The sequence below is a fragment of the Acinetobacter sp. 'aerobic (ED)' genome, assembly GCF_904886855.1.
In the GTDB taxonomy this organism is placed as follows: Bacteria; Pseudomonadota; Gammaproteobacteria; order Pseudomonadales; family Moraxellaceae; genus Acinetobacter; species Acinetobacter courvalinii.
In genome coordinates this window covers 338,530-357,414 of record NZ_CAJHGI010000002.1, presented here as the reverse complement: position 1 = coordinate 357,414, position 18,885 = coordinate 338,530, and the positions used below count along the sequence as shown (strand labels likewise).

Here is an 18,885-nt window from a genome sequence, read left to right as displayed (position 1 = left end):
AGGGCAGTGAACCCATCACTGCCTTGACTCCATAATTAGAATTTAAAAGTAGCACGCAATAGTGCTTGGCGAGCGTCACCTTGTGATACTGCCAGATTATTGACGCTGGCTGTATAGTAGGTTTTATCGAAGATATTATTTAAATTAAACTGGAAGTTCACTGCCTGTTTGGCAATGGTGGTGTCATAGCTGATAAAGGCATTAGCCAGTGCATATTCAGGCAGGTCAAAGGTATTCTCTGAGTTACCGGCACGTTTACCGAAATAATTACCGCTCAAGCCCAAACGTAAATGACCATTGTAGAGTTCGCCATAGTTATAAGCCAATGCCAGAGATGCTGTATCTCGTGCGACATTATTTAAGCGGTTACCTTGCAGACCGGTTTCATCTTCAGTGACTTTGGCATCGGTATAGGCATAGGTCAGGGTGGCGTCGAGTTGATCGGTTAGACGGCCTGTGAGGTCGAGTTCAACGCCTTTGGAACGGACTGCACCTGTGGTGTGTAGTTCTACTTCTTTGCTGGATGGGTTGGTGATTTTGGCAAGCACATTACGCTTTTTAATATCATACAGCGCAAAGTTGGCCTTAATACGGTCATTAAACTCATATTTTGCACCAACTTCATAAGACTTGGCTTGTTCAGGTTGCACATCCGAGTCAATCACGGCATTGCCCCCTAAAGGCGCAATCGAGGAGTTCGGTTTGAGTGACTCGGTATAACTGCCATACAATGAAAGCTGGTCGTTCCATTGATAGACCAGGCCTGCATGCGGCAGCCAGGCATCATCATTGGTATTGGTATTTTCCTTAAACGGTCTGCCGCGGCCAGCATTTTGTTGATAATGCAAGTAACGTCCACCGAGTACGGCAATCCATTTTTCATTTAAGTGAATCGCATCCTGCAGATAAAAACCATAGGTATGCAATTTATCAGTTTGATCACTATCGTCATTGCTGATCTGACGAGATGCTTCCACAGCGCCAAAATCCGGATTTAAATAATCTAAAGTTGAGTTAGCTCCACGGACCATATTAGGACGGAAATATTTGCGGTACTCAATGTCTGAACCGATTTGAATATCATGTTTTAAACCGAGCAGATTGGCTGAGCCATTGAGATAGGCTTGGGCATTACTATCTACACTCTCTGCATTTAAGGTCGCATCGGTACGACGCTTCACCGTATGATTCTTGGTATCTAACGAGGTGACGCGTAACTGGTTGGCATCATAAGTTTCATAATTGTAGGTATAGCCGAAATGAGCTGACCAAGTGTCATTAATTTGATGATCAACCAGCAATTGTGCCAGATGATCTTCACCTTTCATCTGGTTAAAGGCCTCATCCAGACGCTGATATTTTGAGATCGGCAACGCTTTTTTAGTGTTGAGGTCAAAAATGGTGGAGCGATCAAAAGGGACATCAAAATGACGATATTGATAGCTGAGATTGACCTTGGTCTGGCCATTATCCCATGCCACCGACGGCGCAATTAAGGTCTGTTTGAGATTGCCAAAATTACGCCAATAGTCTGCGTCAGAATGATCGACAATAAAACGATAGGCAAAGTTACTGTCATTAATTGCGCCTGTTGTATCCAGACTTGCACCCACACCATTTTTACCGGCCGCAAAGCTTGAACCATAAATGGCTATTTCGGTTTTCTGGGTTATTTCAGGTTTTTTAGTCACTACATTGACCACACCGCCGGGGTCCATAAGGCCGTAAAGTAGGGAGGCTGGGCCTTTTAACACTTCAACCTGTTCAACTGCCGCATTCATGGTACGACCTTGTACAATCGGCATACCATTCACGGTAATTGAACCATCACGGTTGTCACCAAAACCTCGTTTCATCACCGTATCTTGGGTGCCGCCCAAGGTGTTGCCTTGGGTAATACCGCTGACTTGGGTCAGTGCATTATCCAGATTCGCAGGCAGATAATCTTTGACATATTGTTTGGAAACCACATTGACCGTTTGAGGCGTTTCCAGATTGTTGTGCTTACCTCTTAAGGTCGATGCGGTTTGGGTTCCGATATAGCTCGAGTTAGATTCCGCTTGTACTTTGATGGTGTCTAGCTGCGTGATTTCTGGCGTTGTCATGTCTGCCCAGCTCAGCACAGGAAGACAAGAAAGAAGCAATGAACCGCTATACTTTAAAATTTCAATCGTGATGAGATTTTTACGCGGAGAAAATGCAGACATAAGAATACCTGAGCGATAACGAAAAGCGGGTAGAGACTGGAAAGAAACGACTTTCAATTAAATGACAATGTTGGCCAATACAGCGATAAAAGCGTGCTCAGTATATTTAAATAGGAATCATTTACAAGAACTTGTTGGAAAGATATGCCCTTGGAAAATTAACAGATTGATAATACATGAGTTATTTTTAGATTTTTATTCGGTCGTGTATCGACAATAGAACTAGATAATAAAATGATTTAATTTATTGAAATTCATCATAAATTTATATATTTAGAAAGGATGCGGTAAAAAATAAATGAATCGTATTCATACTGTTATATTGAAATAAATCATTTTATTCATACTGACTTGTTCGGTAGGCTACAGTGATCAAATAGGATAAGTTACATAAAGCATCGCCATTTTTAAAAATAATGATATCGAGTGAACGCATGGAAGAATTAGGCTTTTCGATCATTGATCCGCATATTCATCAATGGGATCCTTATCACACACCGCATTCTGCTGCTGTATTGGTAAAAACTTTAGGCAAATATCCCGCTGTTATGGATCGCGTAGTGCGTTTGGTCAAACCCAAGCCTTTATTAGAGACTTTAGGGATAACCCGATACGCATTGAATCCCTATTTACCCATGCATTATCAACAGGATAGTGCTTTATTTCCTGTAGAGAGCGTAGTGCATGTCGAAGCGAACTGGCATCATCACGCAGGCTTTGGAGTGGTGGAAGAAACCAACTGGATCAAGCAATTAGAGTTTAATCGTCACGGTTTAAAGCTGGGTGCCATCATTGCCGCGGCTGATCCCAGAGACCGAAAGTTCAAAGACATTCTTAAAGCGCATCAGCAGGCCAGCCCACTATTTCGGGGCATTCGTAAAATGGCGGCCTGGCATGAGGATAGTGGGATTTATCGATGGTCTGATCGGCCGTATCTTTATCGTGACAAGAAATTCTTAAAAGGTTTTGAACAACTGGCCAACATGGATCTATCTTTTGATGCATGGGGATATTCCACACAGTTAGCAGAAATCACCAGTCTGGCGAAACAATTTCCTGACACCCGGATTGTGGTCGATCATCTGGCGACACCCGCTGGCTTGTTTGGGACCGTGGGTAAGAAAACGGGAATTACAGCATCGCAGCGTGAGACCATTTTTAAACAGTGGCAGCATGATATTGCTGTTCTGGCTGAACAGAAAAATGTCTATGCCAAAATTTCAGGCTTAATGATGCCGGTATTGGGACATCGCTTCTATCAACACAAACGCACCGCGACAGCTGCTGAAATCGTCAATTTACTGACTCCCATGATTCAACATGCCGTTCAGGTCTTTGGCGTCAACCGCATTATGTATGCGTCTAATTTCCCAATGGACAAAGTCAATGCAACACTCAGTGATCTGGTTCAGGCTTATGTCCAGATACTTCGTCCTTATGGTGAACAGGCAATGTATGCCATGTTTAGACAAAACGCAGCCCATTTTTATCAACTTCATCTAGAGTCTAGCCATGAAAAATTTTAATCAGAAAGTCGCAGCCATTACCGGTGCAGGTTCGGGGATTGGTCGAGAACTTGCAATTTTACTGGCACAGCAAGGTGCACATTTGGCTTTGAGTGATGTCAATGAACAGGGCCTGCAAGAGACCAAGGCCTTGTTACTGCAATATCCTGTCAATGTCACCCTGACCCAACTCGATGTTTCTGATCAGGACGCAGTCCGTGAATGGGCAGAACAGAGTTTTAAGACACACGGCAAGATCAACCTGATTTTTAATAATGCCGGTGTAGCACTGGCAAGTACCGTCGAAGGGATGGATTATGAGGAACTGGACTGGATCTTAAAAATTAACTTTTGGGGTGTGGTTTATGGTACCAAAGAATTTTTGCCTTATTTAAAGCAAAGTGGCGAAGGGCACATTGTGAATATTTCCAGCCTATTTGGTTTGACGGCTCAACCGACCCAAAGTGCCTATAATGCAACGAAATTCGCGGTTCGTGGTTTTACCGAGTCATTACGCCAAGAGCTCAAGCTGCAACAGAATGGGGTGAGCTCGACCTGTGTGCATCCTGGCGGAATCCGCACCAATATTGCCAATAGTGCACGTATGAGTGACAGTATTCGGGCTTTGGGCATGAATCCAGCTAAAGCCAGTCAAGCCTTTAACAAAGTGTTGAAAACACCACCTGAACAAGCTGCCAAAATTATTCTTGAAGCTGTGCAAGCAGATAAAGCACGGGTACTGATTGGAAATGATGCCAAAATCATTGATCTGATCCAGCGGATTACCCCGAGTCATTATTCACATGCATTGAGTTTCTTTAGCAAGAAGTCCAAGAAAAAACGGGCTTAAAAGTCGGAATGATAGGGATTAAAGTGAAACTGATATCCAATAGGAATCAGGTGACTTTGTTGTTGGGACTGGCATAAAAGAAGATTTAAAGAAAGCTCTTTTATGCCGCTCCAGCTTAATTCAGACTCTCTACAATATGGATCATCACATCAGCATCATGTTAAATTTTGATTAAAAAAAGTTCTTATGTGGACTTATAAAACGCAATTAATATTCTTTATTATCTAGTAACCTTTATCACGGTTAGTATGCTGTGGTTTCGGATAACTAAAACATTTGTCGCTGAAATTTGCTCGGGCGAAATCATCCTTGATCTTTGCAATGTTTTCACGTTTACAGTTTTCATCATTAACCTCAGGTATCTTTTCTGAACAAGCTGAGACAAAGAAAGTAAAAAGAAGAATAACGCCTAATTTTTTCATATAATACAAAACCTTTATATTTTAACTGTCTATTCGTTTCCGGGGGGAGTGAAATTGATTTTTTGGGGTATCACCATCTTTGTTTAATTTTATGGATGAAGGCATTGCCCATTGTAAACAAGGAGGATATATGGTGAGCAATGCTTTCACTTAAGATCATATAAAACTGAACTTTATTTGCAAGAGATAGGGAGATATTGTCCCATATAGTATGCTTTTAAATACTTTGAGGGTTATGAAGGATGCTCATGCTATTTGCATAACAGTACATAGCTTTCAGTAACTAGGACCCAGTAATTAAAACAACAGATTTACAGATCAGCTGTGCTTTCAGTGATTTAATTCAGAAGAAAGTTGCACATCATCCTTGTTAAAACGATTTCACAACAATTCTATGCTCCACTTAGAAGAAAAATAATTCAAAATGTTACGTGGTTGTTCAGAAAACGATCCAAAATAGGTACTACTATTTATTTCCTAAATGTTTAGCCACTTTACATACCGTCAGATTATTCGGTTTTAAGCGCTGATTGGTGTAAATTATTCACTTCGCCAAAATTCTTTTTGCATAAGAATTTAAGCAACGAAATTTTATATATTTGACGGATAATCTCAAGAGTAAGGTATGCCTGCGAACCCGAGTAAAATCAAAAAACCTTTATATATTCCCTATGCGGGGAATGCTCTTTTAGAACTTCCGCTGTTAAATAAAGGCTCTGCTTTCTCTGAAGAAGAAAGAGAAAATTTTAATTTACATGGTCTGGTTCCATACAATATTGAAAACATTGAAGAGCAAACCCAACGCTCTTATCAACAGTACCTTTCATTTGACAGTGACCTAAATAAGCATATTTATTTACGAAATATCCAAGACACCAATGAAACCCTGTTCTATAGCTTATTGAGTCAGCATTTGGATGAAATGCTACCAATTATCTATACCCCGACGGTGGGCGAAGCCTGCCAGCGTTTCTCTGATATTTATCGTCGTCACCGTGGTATCTTCATTTCTTACCCAGAACGTAAGTACATTGACCAGATTATTCACAACGTGAATAAGAAAAATGTCAAAGTCATCGTGATTACCGACGGCGAACGCATTCTGGGACTAGGCGATCAGGGCATTGGCGGTATGGGGATTCCCATCGGTAAATTATCACTGTATACCGCATGTGGGGGGATCAGTCCTGCCTATACCTTGCCGATTACCATTGATGTCGGAACCAACAACGAAGAATTGCTAAACGATCCAATCTATATGGGCTGGAAACAACCCCGTATTCGTGGTGAGCAATACTATGAATTCGTTGAGCAGATTATTACAGCAGTGCGTCAGCGCTGGCCAGATGTACTGATCCAGTTTGAAGACTTTGCGCAAATGAATGCCATGCCGTTATTAACCCAGTATCGAGACAAGATCTGCTGTTTTAATGACGATATTCAAGGCACGGCTGCTGTAACAGCGGCAACCCTGATTGCGGCTTCTCGTTCACAAGGCAAACAGCTTAAAGATCAAACCATTACTTTTGTTGGTGCGGGTTCAGCAGGTTGCGGTATCGCAGAGCAGATCGTTCGTCAAATGATGGATGAAGGGCTCAGTGATCATGAAGCACGATCACGTATCTTTATGGTGGATCGTTTTGGTCTGATGACTGACCAACAGCCAAATTTACTCGATTTCCAGCAAAAACTGGCGACACCAACCAGTGCCATCAGTGACTGGGAATATACCGGTGAATATGTCGGTTTACTGGATGTAGTGAAAAATGCCAAACCGAGTATCCTGATTGGTGTTTCTGGTCAGGCGGGCTTGTTCAGTGAAGAAGTGATTAAAACCTTAGCGAAATATTATAAACATCCGATCGTTCTGCCACTATCGAACCCGACCTCACAAGTGGAAGCACAACCTAAAGATATTATCGAATGGACAGATGGCGCGGCGATTGTTGCCACAGGTAGTCCATTTGCGCCTGTTTATTATCAGGGCAAGGCCTATAGCATTGCACAATGTAATAACTCCTATATCTTCCCGGGAATTGGTCTGGGTGTCATTGCATGTGGCGCAACGCATATCAGTGACTCTATGCTGATGGCTGCTAGCACGGCTTTGGCAGATTGTTCGCCGCGCCTGAAAAACCCGGCAGCGGACTTATTGCCGAATATTAATGATATTCAGCAAGTGTCCAAGTTTATTGCCTTTAAAGTGGCAAAAGCAGCGATGGCCGATGGCTTGGCCGTTCCGATGAGTAATGATGTGTTGAAAACAGTGATTGATGATAATTTCTGGACACCAGAATATCGCAGTTACCGTCGTGTCACTGCATAAGCGATAAGTGATTTTTTAAAGGGTGCATAATCATTTCGATTGTGCGCCCTTATTCATGTCTGCAATATTTGACTTGATCAGGTTTTATAGGTCGACAGTAAAATACTGGTTTCACTATTGTAAATACCTGAAATATTTCGGATTCTCTCCAAAGCTTTATCAAAATTTTCCAGACTGTCAGATTGTAACTCGACCAAAATATCCCATTTACCATTAGTGGTATGCAGCCGTTCTACCGCAGATTCGAGACGCAATTCGCGGATCACGGCTTGGGCTTTGGTCCCTTCCACCATAATATTCATCCATGCCCGAATGATATTCTTCTCTGCACTGGGGCGGAAGCGCACCGTGTAACCGGTTATAACACCAGTCGATTCCATATATTCAATTCGTTTCTGTACGGTTGCGCGTGACACCCGTGTTTTGGCCGCCAGATCGGTAATGGACATCCGTGCATTGTCTTTGAGTAATCCTAATATAATATGATCGATATTGTTCATTTTGATATTTACTATTAGCAAATTGATAAAAAATAATTCATTTTAATCATTATAACGAATTTTGTGAATCAATTTGATTCTTAATAATAATCTTATACAAAACCCCAAGCATTTTTGATTCAGTGAAAAGAAGCACAATGCCGATTAGGGAGGATGGGGTAGGACGCCCTGAAAAAAAGGGAATCTGTGAATAACAGGGACAAATGATTAATTAAGGAATAGATGATGTCTTTATCATATGCGGCTCAAAACGGTAGTGCTTGGCAAACCTTTCTCACTCAAGTTGATCGGGTAGCCCCTTATCTGGATGCCGACCTCAGCAACTTTATCAACACACTGAAAACCCCAAAACGTACCTTGATTGTTGATGTTCCAATCGTGATGGACGATGGTTCAATCCGTCATTTTGAAGGCTATCGTGTCCAGCATAATTTGTCACGTGGCCCGGGTAAAGGCGGTATTCGTTATCACCAAGATGTTGAATTAAATGAAGTCATGGCATTGTCTGCATGGATGACCATTAAAACTGCCGTATTGAATCTGCCATTCGGTGGCGCGAAAGGCGGTATCCGTGTGAATCCAAAAGAATTGTCGACGCGTGAACTCGAGCGTTTAACGCGCCGTTTTACCAGTGAAATTAGCCCAATTATCGGTCCACAAATTGATATTCCTGCGCCAGATGTCGGTACCAATGCCAACATTATGGGCTGGATGATGGACACTTATTCAAGTATCAAAGGTCATACGGTTACAGGTGTGGTTACAGGAAAGCCCGTTCATTTAGGCGGTTCGCTGGGCCGTGTTCGTGCCACAGGTCGCGGTGTATTCGTAACCGGTATGCAGGTGGCAGAACGCATCAAGTTGCCAGTCGAAGGTAGTAAAGTGGCTGTACAGGGCTTTGGTAACGTGGGTAATGAAGCGGCTTATCTGTTCAGCCATGCCGGCGCAAAAATTGTGACCGTACAAGACCATACCGGCACCATCTTCAATGCAGAAGGTCTGGATGTGAAAGCACTGCAAAAACATGTGGTGGAAACGGGCGGCGTGAAAGACTTTGCCGATTCAACTGTGATTTCGGATGAAGAATTCTGGACAGTTGATATGGATATTCTGATTCCAGCAGCACTGGAAGGCCAGATCACGGTTGAACGTGCACAAAAACTCAAAGCCAAAATCGTGCTTGAAGGCGCCAATGGTCCGACTTATCCAGAAGCGGATGATGTTTTCGTGAGCCGTAATATTACCGTTGTTCCAGATGTAATCTGCAACGCGGGTGGTGTAACCGTCAGTTATTTTGAATGGGTTCAGGATATGGCGAGCTACTTCTGGAGCGAAGACGAGATCAATGAACGTCTGGACAAATTGATGATCCAGGCCATTGCAGATGTTTGGAACACGGCAGCACAGAAAGAATGCAGCTTGCGTACCGCAGCTTATATTCTGGCGTGTGAACGTATTCTGAAAGCACGTAAAGAACGCGGGATTTTCCCGGGCTAATCAGTCCCTCAAACAATAAGCGTAAAGGGCTTGTTGAGCATTCAACAGGCCTGAAGATTAAAAACAGGAAGTGAGTAAATAAAATGAGCGAAGTCGCAATTACACGTAGCAATTTTAATGATTGGATGGTGCCAGTTTTTGCCCCGGCAAATTTCATTTTAGTACGTGGTGAAGGTTCTCGTCTGTGGGATCAAAACGATAAAGAATATATTGATTTCGCAGGCGGGATCGCGGTAAACGCTTTGGGTCATGCACATCCTGTGGCAGTCAATGCCTTAACTGAACAAGCGCAAAAGTTATGGCATATTGGCAATGGTTATACCAACGAGCCAGTATTACGTCTTGCAAAGCAACTGGTTGACAGTACCTTTGCCGACAAAGTCTTTTTCTGTAACTCAGGTGCAGAAGCCAATGAGGCGGCATTGAAACTGGCACGTAAAGTCGGTTTGCTCAGCGGCAATGCAAACAAGAACCAGATTGTTGCGTTTAAAAATGCCTTCCACGGCCGTACTTTATTTACCGTAACGGCGGGTGGTCAGCCAAAATATTCTCAAGACTTTGCACCATTACCAGGTGGCATTGAACATACAGCATTTAATGACCTTGAAGCAGCCAAAGCAGCGATCACTGAAAATACCTGTGCCGTGATTGTTGAACCGATTCAGGGTGAAGGCGGTGTGCTGCCAGCAGATATCGAATTCCTGAAAGGCTTACGCGCGCTGTGTGATGAAAAAGGTGCAGTACTGATTTTTGATGAAGTCCAAACAGGGGTTGGCCGTACCGGTTCGCTTTATGCTTATATGAATACGGGTGTAACGCCTGACATTTTGACCACAGCAAAAGCATTGGGCGGTGGTTTCCCGATTGGTGCCATGATCACCACAGATCATTATGCCAACATGTATGCCGTGGGTGATCACGGTACCACCTATGGCGGCAACCCATTGGCCTGTGCCGTGGCAGGTGCGGTATTTGAATTTATCAATACACCAGAAGTGTTAGACGGCGTAAAACAGCGTCATCAATATTTCATTGAAGCCTTAAATAAAATCAATGCGCAATATGGCCTGTTCAAAGAGATTCGCGGTCAAGGTTTATTAATTGGCTGTGTGCTGAAAGATGAACATGCTGGTAAAGCCAAAAATATTGTGACTTTAGCCGGTGAAGAAGGCTTATTGGCTTTGGTTGCAGGGGCTGATGTAGTTCGTTTCACACCATCATTGATCATTCCTCAACAGGATATTGATGAAGGTCTAAACCGTTTTGTTCGTGCATTAGCACGCCTCTAAGTCTGCTGTGAGCATCTAACCATGATGATTGTTAGACATGCAGCGCATCGGGACTTAGATGATATTTATCGTTTAGCGCAACGAGCGGGGGAGTCAGGCATTGGCCTGACCTCCTTACCACAAAATAGAGACATTCTGGCTGAACGTATTACACGCACCACGCGCACTTTAGCGGGTCTGACCGAAAAGTGTGAGGCAAGTTATCTGTTTGTACTGGAAGACACCAGCATTCGCAAAATTGTGGGTGTGAGTGCAATTGAAGTTGCAGTCGGGCTCAATGAACCCTTTTACAACTTTCGTGTGGCAAAACAGGTGCATGCGTCTAAAGCCTTAAATGTGTATAAGACTCTGGATACCTTGTTTTTAAGCAATGACCATACGGGTTGCAGTGAGCTCTGCACCTTATTCCTTGATCCTGAATATCGTAAAAACCAGAACGGTAAATTTTTATCCAAGGTCCGTTTTCTGTTTATTGCAGCCTTCCGTTCTTTTTTTGAAGAGCGACTGATTGCAGAAATGCGTGGTTTTTCCGACCAGAATGGGCGGTCACCCTTTTGGGATTCACTCGGTTATCTGTTTTTCAATATGGATTTTGCCGCAGCGGATTATCTCAGCGGTGTCGGGCAAAAAGCCTTTATCGCGGAGTTAATGCCGAGATTTCCAGTCTATGTGGACTTGCTGTCTTCAGAGGCACGTGAGGTGATTGCAGAAGTGCATCCCCATACACTGCCAGCAGCCAAAGTGTTGATGTCTGAAGGTCTTAAATATCAGGGTCATGTCGATATTTTTGATGCGGGACCAACACTGGAAGCTAATACGGCCGAGTTACGGGCGGTGAAAGAAAGTCGGTTGCTTAAAGTCAGACTCACTGAGCAGGTCGAAAGTACCGAGACGCATTTTCTGGTTGCCAATGACCAATATAAAGATTACGCCGTGCTGCTGATCAATAACAAAGTCGATGATAGCGAGACTTTGCATTTAACCGCAGCACAAGCACAGGCACTGAATATTGCTGAACACGATGAAGTACGGGTTTTAGCATTAGAAAAAATGGAGAACAACTAATGTCACAAGGTGCATTATTAATTGATGGTGCTTGGGTACAAGGACACGGAAGCGCATTTCAAAAAACCAATCCGGTCAGCAATCAGCAAATTTGGTCGGGGCATGAAGCCAGTCAGGCCGATGTTGAACAGGCATGCCATGCCGCACGTCAGGCATTTCCAGCTTGGGCACGCTTAGCACTAGAAGAACGTATTGCAATTATTGAGCGCTTTGCGGGCTTATTGGAACAAAATAAAACCCAGCTGGCTGAAGTGATTAGTCAGGAAACCAGCAAACCGCTTTGGGAAACCTTGACCGAAGTACAGTCGATGATCGGTAAAGTGGCGATTTCGATTCGTGCTTATCATCAACGTACAGGATTCAGCGAAACTGAAATGCCAGATGGCGTGGCGTCGTTACGTCATCGTCCTCATGGTGTTCTGGCTGTATTTGGTCCCTATAACTTCCCAGGTCACTTACCGAATGGCCATATTGTTCCTGCATTGATTGCAGGTAATACCGTGGTGTTTAAACCAAGTGAACTCACCCCTTGGACTGCTGAAGAAACTGCAAAATTATGGCAACAGGCCGGTTTACCCAAAGGTGTGCTGAATATCGTACAAGGCGGACGCAGCACCGGTGAAGCACTTGCGGCGGCTGAGCAGATTGACGGTTTACTGTTTACAGGCAGTGCCAATACCGGTTATCACCTGCACAAACAAATGGCGGGTGCGCCTGAAAAAATCCTGGCGCTGGAAATGGGCGGTAATAATGCCCTGATCATTGATGAAGCAACCGATATTGATGCGGTGGTGAATTTAGCCATTCAATCGGCTTTTGTTTCTGCGGGACAACGTTGTACCTGTGCACGCCGTATTATCGTTAAACAGGGTGCCAATGGTGATGCCTTCATTCAACGTTTTGTTGAAGTCGCTAAAAACCTGGTGGTGGGTGCATGGAATGCGGAACCGCAACCGTTTATGGGCGGTGTCATCTCTGCACATGCCGCGGAACAGATGTTGGTAGCACAAAGCAAACTGATTGCTTTGGGTGCAAAACCATTGTTAGAAATGACGCGTCCACAAGCAGACAGTTCATTGCTTACGGCGGGTATTTTAGACCTTACCCAAGTGACCGATATCCCTGATGATGAATACTTTGGCCCATTGACCACGATTTATCGTTATCACAGCTTTGATGAAGCCTTAAATATTGCCAATAACACCCGCTTTGGTTTGGCAGTGGGTCTGGTGTCACCTGACCGTGATTTATTTGATCGTGTATTGATTGAAGCGCGGGCAGGGATTGTGAACTGGAACAAGCCATTAACAGGTGCATCAAGTGCGGCACCATTTGGTGGGGTGGGCGCATCAGGTAATCACCGTGCCAGTGCCTTCTATGCAGCAGACTATAGTGCATGGCCAATGGCATCACTGGAAAGTGACAGCGTTACTTTACCTTCAAAATTATCACCGGGCATTGTGCTGTAAGTCGGCTTGTATCGGGACACAGGGAGAAAAAAATGTCAGGTTATGAAATTAATTTTGATGGTTTAGTGGGACCGACCCATCATTATGCGGGTTTATCGTATGGTAATGTCGCATCGACTAAAAACCGGAATAATGCATCCAATCCGAAATTGGCCGCAAAGCAAGGCTTGAAGAAAATGAAAGCGCTTGCGGATTTGGGACTCAAGCAAGGTGTGTTTGCCCCACAAGAGCGTCCGCATGTGCCAACGCTACGCCGTTTGGGTTTTACCGGCAGTGATATTGACGTGATTACCCAAGCCATGCGCACTGCGCCAGCATTGTTATCATCGCTCAGTTCAGCATCATCGATGTGGACGGCAAACTCCTGTACGGTGTCGCCATCGGCAGATAGCGCGGATGGTCGCATGCATTTTACTGCGGCAAACCTGAATAATAAGTTCCATCGATCAATTGAGCATCATACGACTACACGTATTCTGCAAGCAATGTTCAACAATGATGTATATTTCGCGCATCATGAAGCATTGCCTGAAGCAGCACTGTTCGGTGATGAAGGTGCAGCCAATCATAACCGCCTCGGTGGTGCTTATGATCAGGCCGGTGTACAGGTCTTTGTTTATGGTCAGCAACAGCTCGGTGGAACCGTTGCACCGCAGAAATTCCCTGCACGTCAAACCCGTGAGGCGAGTGAAGCGATTGCGCGTTTACATCGTCTAGATGCCAAACGTACGGTGTTCATTCAGCAAAACCCGGATGTGATTGATCAGGGCGTATTTCATAATGATGTGATTGCGGTGAGTAATCAACAGGTGTTGTTCCATCATCAACAGGCTTTTTTAAATCAGGCAGATGCCTTGCATGAAATCCGTGAAAAAATGGCGGGGATCGGGCAAGACTTTATCTCGATTGAAGTGCCGGAAAATCGGGTGAGTGTCGATGATGCAGTTTCGACTTACTTGTTCAATAGCCAGATTCTGACCCGTGCAGATGGTGGCATGAGCATTGTGGTACCCGAAGAATCACGCCAGAACAAAGCCGTGTGGGACTATTTGAGTGACATGATTCAAATGGGTACGCCTATTGATGACATCAAGGTATTTGATTTGCGTGAAAGTATGCGTAATGGCGGTGGCCCTGCATGTTTGCGCTTGCGTGTGGCGGTGAATGACGCGGAACTTGCTGCGGTGAATCCAAACCTGTTTATGAATGATGCATTGTTCAAAACCCTGAATCAGTGGGTCGATCAGCATTATCGTGACGAGTTAACCCAGGACGATTTGGCCGACCCAAATTTATTGATCGAGAGTCGTACTGCACTGGATGAGCTCACCAAGATTCTGGGTTTAGGTTCGGTTTATCACTTCCAGAGATAAATATTTAATAACGGCTTTTAAGGATGAAAGTACATGGTTGATCTACTCGCGTTGACTTTGGCACAACAGCTACCTGAGCAAAAGCAAGGTGAAACGGCTGGATTTTCATGGCAATGGCTTGGTGAAGGGCTATTGCAATGTACGCCAAAAACGGCTTATCGAAAAACCATCGTACTTTCTGCCGGTATTCATGGCAATGAAACGGCACCGATCGAACTGCTGGCACAGATCATTCAGGATGTGTTTGCCGGCCAGCTGGCTTTGGCGGTTCGTGTGCTTTTCGTATTGGGCAATCCTGCTGCAATCCGACAAGGGGTTCGTTATCTTGAAAATGATATGAATCGTATGTTCTGCGGTGGATGTCAGAATTTAATTCAGGATCAGGAAACTGCTCGGGCTGCACAATTGGAGCAGGCGGTAGCAGCGTTCTTTGAACAGGATCAGCTTGCTACGCAACGTTATCACTATGATTTGCATACCGCTATTCGCGCTTCGCTATTACCCGTATTCGCCTTATTTCCGTATCAGACACGGCCTTATGATGACTTCCTGATTCAAAGCTTAAATGCTGCCAATCTGGATGCTTTGGTCTATCACAATGCGGCTGGAAAAACCTTCACCCATTTCAGCACTGAACGTTTTCAGGCCGCCAGCAGTACTTTGGAATTAGGCAAGGCCAAGCCGTTTGGTGAAAATGATCTGGCCGAATTTGCCAGTACTGACCAGATGCTGCGTGCTGTACTTGCAGAGCAGCCTTTACCGATCAGACAAAAATCTGCCATTCGCCAATTTAAGGTGGTGGATTCCATTGTAAAGCAAAGTGACGATTTTCAGCTGAATCTGAGCGCGGATGCACCGAATTTTTCTACCTTCCAGCAAGGTGAAGAGATTGCAACACAGCAAGCGGGGGCCTATATTGCGCATGAGCAGCAAGTCTGGATTTTATTCCCGAACCCGAATGTGAAAACAGGGCTTCGGGCTGGGTTGATATTAAAAGAAATCAAATAAGACCTCGCCAGTGCAGTGGCTAGATGCCGTTATGGAATAGTAATACATGGAGTTTGAATATGGATGTTCAGTAGAACAAAACGCCTCAAGCAATATCATCTAGATATTCGTTTTTATGAATCAAAAGCAAGGACAGGTTGTCATAAGAATACAGTTGGAGTGACCGTGTATGAGTAACAATAACGAAAAGACATTTCCATCAGGCCAGACCCTGAGTGGACAATATGTACCACAGCAGGATGTCGCCAGTTTAGCGGGGTCTTCTAGCGCAGAGATTGAAGTCGGCAAACCATTGAAACGTGCCATGACCAAGCGTCATCTGGTGATGATTTCATTGGGTGGTGCAATCGGAACCGGATTATTTTTAGGCTCGGGCGATGTGATTTCTCAGGCGGGTCCCGTGGGCGCGATTTTTTCTTACCTGCTGGGTGGCGTGATTGCTTACATGGTGATGCTGTGTTTGGGCGAGTTGGCGGTACAGATGCCGGTTTCAGGTTCGTTTGGTGAGTATGCCAGAACCTATATTGGCCCAGGAACGGGCTATATGATTACCTGGTTGTACTGGCTGACCTGGACGGCAACGCTAGGCACCGAATTTACCGCTGCGGCCTTACTGATGCAGGAGTGGTTTCCGTCTATTTCCATGTGGACGTGGACCTTATTATTTGCAGGACTGGTATTTACCCTGAATGTCAGCTCTACGCGGCTATTTGCGGAGTCCGAATTCTGGTTGTCTTTGGTCAAGGTCTTGACCATTATCTGTTTTATTGGTTTGGGCTTAGCGGCAATTTTTGGCCTGATTTCCTATCATGGGCATGAGTCAGCACCTTTATTTAGTAAATTGACCGAACATGGCTGGTTCCCGAATGGGATTTTCCCGATTTTTGCGACCATGCTGATTGTAAATTTTGCCTTTTCAGGCACGGAACTGATCGGCGTTGCGGCAGGTGAGGCAGAAGAGCCAGCCAAAACCGTACCAAAAGCCATCAATGCGGCCATCTGGCGTTTATTGATTTTCTTTGTCGGGACCATTGTGGTGATCTGTGCATTATTGCCTTATGAAATGGCAGGTTTAAATGCCAACAGCGTTAGCAATAGCCCATTTGTTACGGTCTTTAACTACATCGGCATTCCATATGCAGAAGACATTATCCGCTTTGTGATCATTACTGCACTTTTATCGGCTGCAAACTCGGGGTTATTTGCAGCTTCACGCATGATGTGGTCATTGTCTGCCAAGAATCAGTTGCCAAAAGTATTTTCAAAACTGACCCGTTCAGGCACACCGATTATTGCGATTATTGTCACCATGTTTGGCGCAATTCCGGGTTTATTGTCAGAACATTTTGCCCCTGAAACGATTTTCAAGAACTTACTTGGTGTTGCTGCTTTCACCATGGTGGTGGTGTGGATTTCGATTTGTGTGTGTCAATTTAACTTCCGCAGACAATGGATCAAATCAGGTAAAACCGTCAAGGACCTGAAGTTTGCTGCACCGTTGTTTCCGTTAACTCCGATTTTGGGCGGTTTATTCTGTGTGATCACCTGTATCAGTATGGTGACAGATCCTTCGATGCAGGTCGGTTTTGTCTGCTGTATCCTGTTCATTATTGCCTGTTATGCCAGCTACAATATTTTTTATAAAAACAAAATCAATTAAGTTATAAGTTTCATCTAAAAATTATATTATCGACGGAGAGCTGCTAGATATTTTCTAGTGCCTCTCCGTTTTTTATGGATCAACGTTTCGAAAGGCAGTCAGTCACGCCTCGATCTGCTATTGGATTTAATAAACAATTTAATTGCTGATATGTTTATATATTGTGTAACAATGATCGCCTGTGGTTGTGATTGTTAAAAGAAAAGGTATAACTGGTATACGTTTAAACACGAAAGAATTTTTACAATGGGCAGGGCATTATGGCGAATAAAAATAATCAGCCCTTAGCAATCGGTCAGCAGGTCAGGCTGTCTGAACTGGCAGGTTGTGAAGAATGTGATGCGATTTACCGCAGGGTTGAGCTTTCATCTGGCGAACGGGCTTATTGTACCTGTTGCGGTGCAGAATTGTATCGTAGAGGTCAGTCCTTTTCCGCGCTGCTGGCTTTAGTGATTACGGCATTAATCGTATTTGTGATTGCCAACAGTTTTCCGATTGTGATTGTGGAACTGCAAGGCAATACCTCACAAACCACCTTGATCGGTGCGGCATGGACCATGTTCCATATTGATCGGGCACTGGTCGGGGTATTGATCCTGATTACGACCTTTATTGTCCCTTTGCTTGAATTGCTACTGCTCAGTTATGTACTGTCCTGTATCACTCTATTTCAGCGTCGGCCAAAATATTTAACTCCAGCACTCCGGATGCTGTTTTTATTCCGTACCTGGGGCATGGTTGAGGTGTTTCTCATCGGGGTGCTGGTCACTTTGGTCAAACTGGTGGGGATGGTGACCGTGATTCCGGGGGTAGCGCTGTGGGCATTTACCTTATTAAGTGTACTGTTGGTCTATATTGCTTCGGTTAAGATCAAGGATCTCTGGGACGAAGTGGATCGGAGTCTTGGATGAACAACAACGAAGATGAAATTGGAATGATGGCGCCTCATCTTGCTGTCGCTGATTTAAAGGTTAAAAACTATCTCAGGGCAAAAGATGTTGGCTTGATCCAGTGCCATTGCTGTGGATTACTCAACGCTGCTGCGAATAAAGAGGTGGCACAAGATCATCTGCATTGTTGCAGATGTAACAGTCGCTTGCATGTACGTAAGCCACAAAGTTTAAATCGTACCTTCGCTTTGGTGATCGCAGCTGCTATTTTATATATTCCAGCCAATGTAATGCCGATGACCGTTACAGATTCATTATTGGGCCGTCAGCAAGACACCATTATCAGTGGGGTCATTTACTTTTGGCAAAATGGCGATTATCTGGTGTCTGTGGTCATTTTCATGGCCAGTATCTTTATCCCGATTTTAAAATTACTGATTCTGGTTTTTTTATTGGTTGCCGTTTCTATGCAGTCTTCGGCAAAACTGCATTTTTCACCTGAACATTGCGCATTGCTGTACCGGATTGTTGAGTTTATTGGACGCTGGTCCATGATTGATGTATTTGTGGTGGCATTATTGACTGCCTTGATCCAGATCCAGTCGCTTGCCACCATTCTGGCTGGGCCGGGTGCTGTGGCTTTTGGAGCGGTGGTGGTACTTACCATGTTTGCTTCCATGAGTTTCGATCCACGGATTATTTGGGATAATTATTTCAAGGCAAATGCGGTGCATGATCCACAGGCTGAGCATTTAAAAACAAGCACGCTTCATCAACTGAAAAGTTAAAACTGTAAAACCCTGTTTTTGACCCATAAAAGAACG

General features: G+C 44.3%; 15 protein-coding genes. 12 read left to right on the top strand and 3 right to left on the bottom strand.

Annotated features, from left to right (window positions below):
* Positions 1-35: 35 nt before the first annotated feature.
* Positions 36-2,207: a TonB-dependent siderophore receptor gene (locus JO943_RS05185; protein ID WP_202740160.1), complete on the bottom strand. Its 2,172-nt coding sequence runs from the start codon at positions 2,205-2,207 to the stop codon at positions 36-38.
* A gap of 434 nt (positions 2,208-2,641) precedes the next feature.
* On the opposite strand from JO943_RS05185, the gene JO943_RS05180 reads away from it, so the two are divergent.
* Both JO943_RS05180 and JO943_RS05175 read left to right on the top strand, forming a co-directional pair.
* The gene (locus tag JO943_RS05180) at positions 2,642-3,733 is read left to right on the top strand and encodes an amidohydrolase family protein (RefSeq protein WP_202740159.1); all 1,092 of its coding nucleotides are present in this window, start codon (positions 2,642-2,644) and stop codon (positions 3,731-3,733) included.
* Entirely contained in the window at positions 3,720-4,562 is an 843-nt protein-coding gene (locus JO943_RS05175; RefSeq protein WP_005229217.1) for an SDR family NAD(P)-dependent oxidoreductase, read from the top strand. The genes JO943_RS05180 and JO943_RS05175 overlap by 14 nt, the downstream gene beginning before the upstream one ends.
* Before the next feature lie 224 nt (positions 4,563-4,786).
* Here JO943_RS05175 and trbK read toward each other — a convergent pair whose 3' ends face one another.
* A complete protein-coding gene (trbK, locus tag JO943_RS05170) occupies positions 4,787-4,984 on the bottom strand; it encodes an entry exclusion lipoprotein TrbK (RefSeq protein WP_005229218.1) in 198 nt (65 codons plus the stop codon).
* Positions 4,985-5,609: 625 nt separating this feature from the next.
* Between trbK and JO943_RS05165 the strand changes: the two genes are divergently transcribed.
* Positions 5,610-7,310, top strand: a complete 1,701-nt coding sequence (locus tag JO943_RS05165; protein ID WP_009514823.1) for an NAD-dependent malic enzyme — start codon at positions 5,610-5,612, stop codon at positions 7,308-7,310.
* Between the two features lie 77 nt (positions 7,311-7,387).
* Here the strand turns inward: JO943_RS05165 and JO943_RS05160 are convergent, their stop codons facing one another.
* Positions 7,388-7,810, bottom strand: a complete 423-nt coding sequence (locus tag JO943_RS05160) for an Lrp/AsnC family transcriptional regulator (protein ID WP_004771166.1) — start codon at positions 7,808-7,810, stop codon at positions 7,388-7,390.
* A 222-nt stretch (positions 7,811-8,032) separates the two neighbouring features.
* On the opposite strand from JO943_RS05160, the gene JO943_RS05155 reads away from it, so the two are divergent.
* The 9 genes from JO943_RS05155 (at position 8,033) to JO943_RS05115 (ending at position 18,849) form a co-directional block, all read left to right on the top strand.
* A complete protein-coding gene (locus JO943_RS05155) occupies positions 8,033-9,307 on the top strand; it encodes a Glu/Leu/Phe/Val family dehydrogenase (RefSeq protein WP_199974954.1) in 1,275 nt (424 codons plus the stop codon).
* Positions 9,308-9,390: 83 nt separating this feature from the next.
* Positions 9,391-10,596: an aspartate aminotransferase family protein gene (locus JO943_RS05150; RefSeq protein ID WP_005229221.1), complete on the top strand. Its 1,206-nt coding sequence runs from the start codon at positions 9,391-9,393 to the stop codon at positions 10,594-10,596.
* A gap of 21 nt (positions 10,597-10,617) precedes the next feature.
* Positions 10,618-11,661 carry an arginine N-succinyltransferase gene (gene astA / locus JO943_RS05145; RefSeq protein ID WP_005229222.1) on the top strand — a complete coding sequence of 348 codons (1,044 nt, stop codon included), beginning with the start codon at positions 10,618-10,620 and terminating at the stop codon, positions 11,659-11,661.
* Positions 11,661-13,130 carry a succinylglutamate-semialdehyde dehydrogenase gene (gene astD, locus JO943_RS05140; protein ID WP_202740158.1) on the top strand — a complete coding sequence of 490 codons (1,470 nt, stop codon included), beginning with the start codon at positions 11,661-11,663 and terminating at the stop codon, positions 13,128-13,130. Before astA ends, astD begins: the two co-directional genes overlap by 1 nt.
* Before the next feature lie 32 nt (positions 13,131-13,162).
* Entirely contained in the window at positions 13,163-14,503 is a 1,341-nt protein-coding gene (astB, locus tag JO943_RS05135; protein WP_032871875.1) for an N-succinylarginine dihydrolase, read from the top strand.
* 33 nt (positions 14,504-14,536) lie between these two features.
* The gene (gene astE / locus JO943_RS05130) at positions 14,537-15,511 is read left to right on the top strand and encodes a succinylglutamate desuccinylase (protein ID WP_202740157.1); all 975 of its coding nucleotides are present in this window, start codon (positions 14,537-14,539) and stop codon (positions 15,509-15,511) included.
* A 169-nt stretch (positions 15,512-15,680) separates the two neighbouring features.
* Complete coding sequence (locus tag JO943_RS05125; RefSeq protein WP_005229226.1) at positions 15,681-17,171, top strand: amino acid permease; 1,491 nt, start codon at positions 15,681-15,683, stop codon at positions 17,169-17,171.
* A 260-nt stretch (positions 17,172-17,431) separates the two neighbouring features.
* Positions 17,432-18,082: a paraquat-inducible protein A gene (locus tag JO943_RS05120; protein ID WP_005229227.1), complete on the top strand. Its 651-nt coding sequence runs from the start codon at positions 17,432-17,434 to the stop codon at positions 18,080-18,082.
* A 23-nt stretch (positions 18,083-18,105) separates the two neighbouring features.
* Positions 18,106-18,849: a paraquat-inducible protein A gene (locus JO943_RS05115; protein ID WP_413814526.1), complete on the top strand. Its 744-nt coding sequence runs from the start codon at positions 18,106-18,108 to the stop codon at positions 18,847-18,849.
* Positions 18,850-18,885 lie beyond the last annotated feature (36 nt).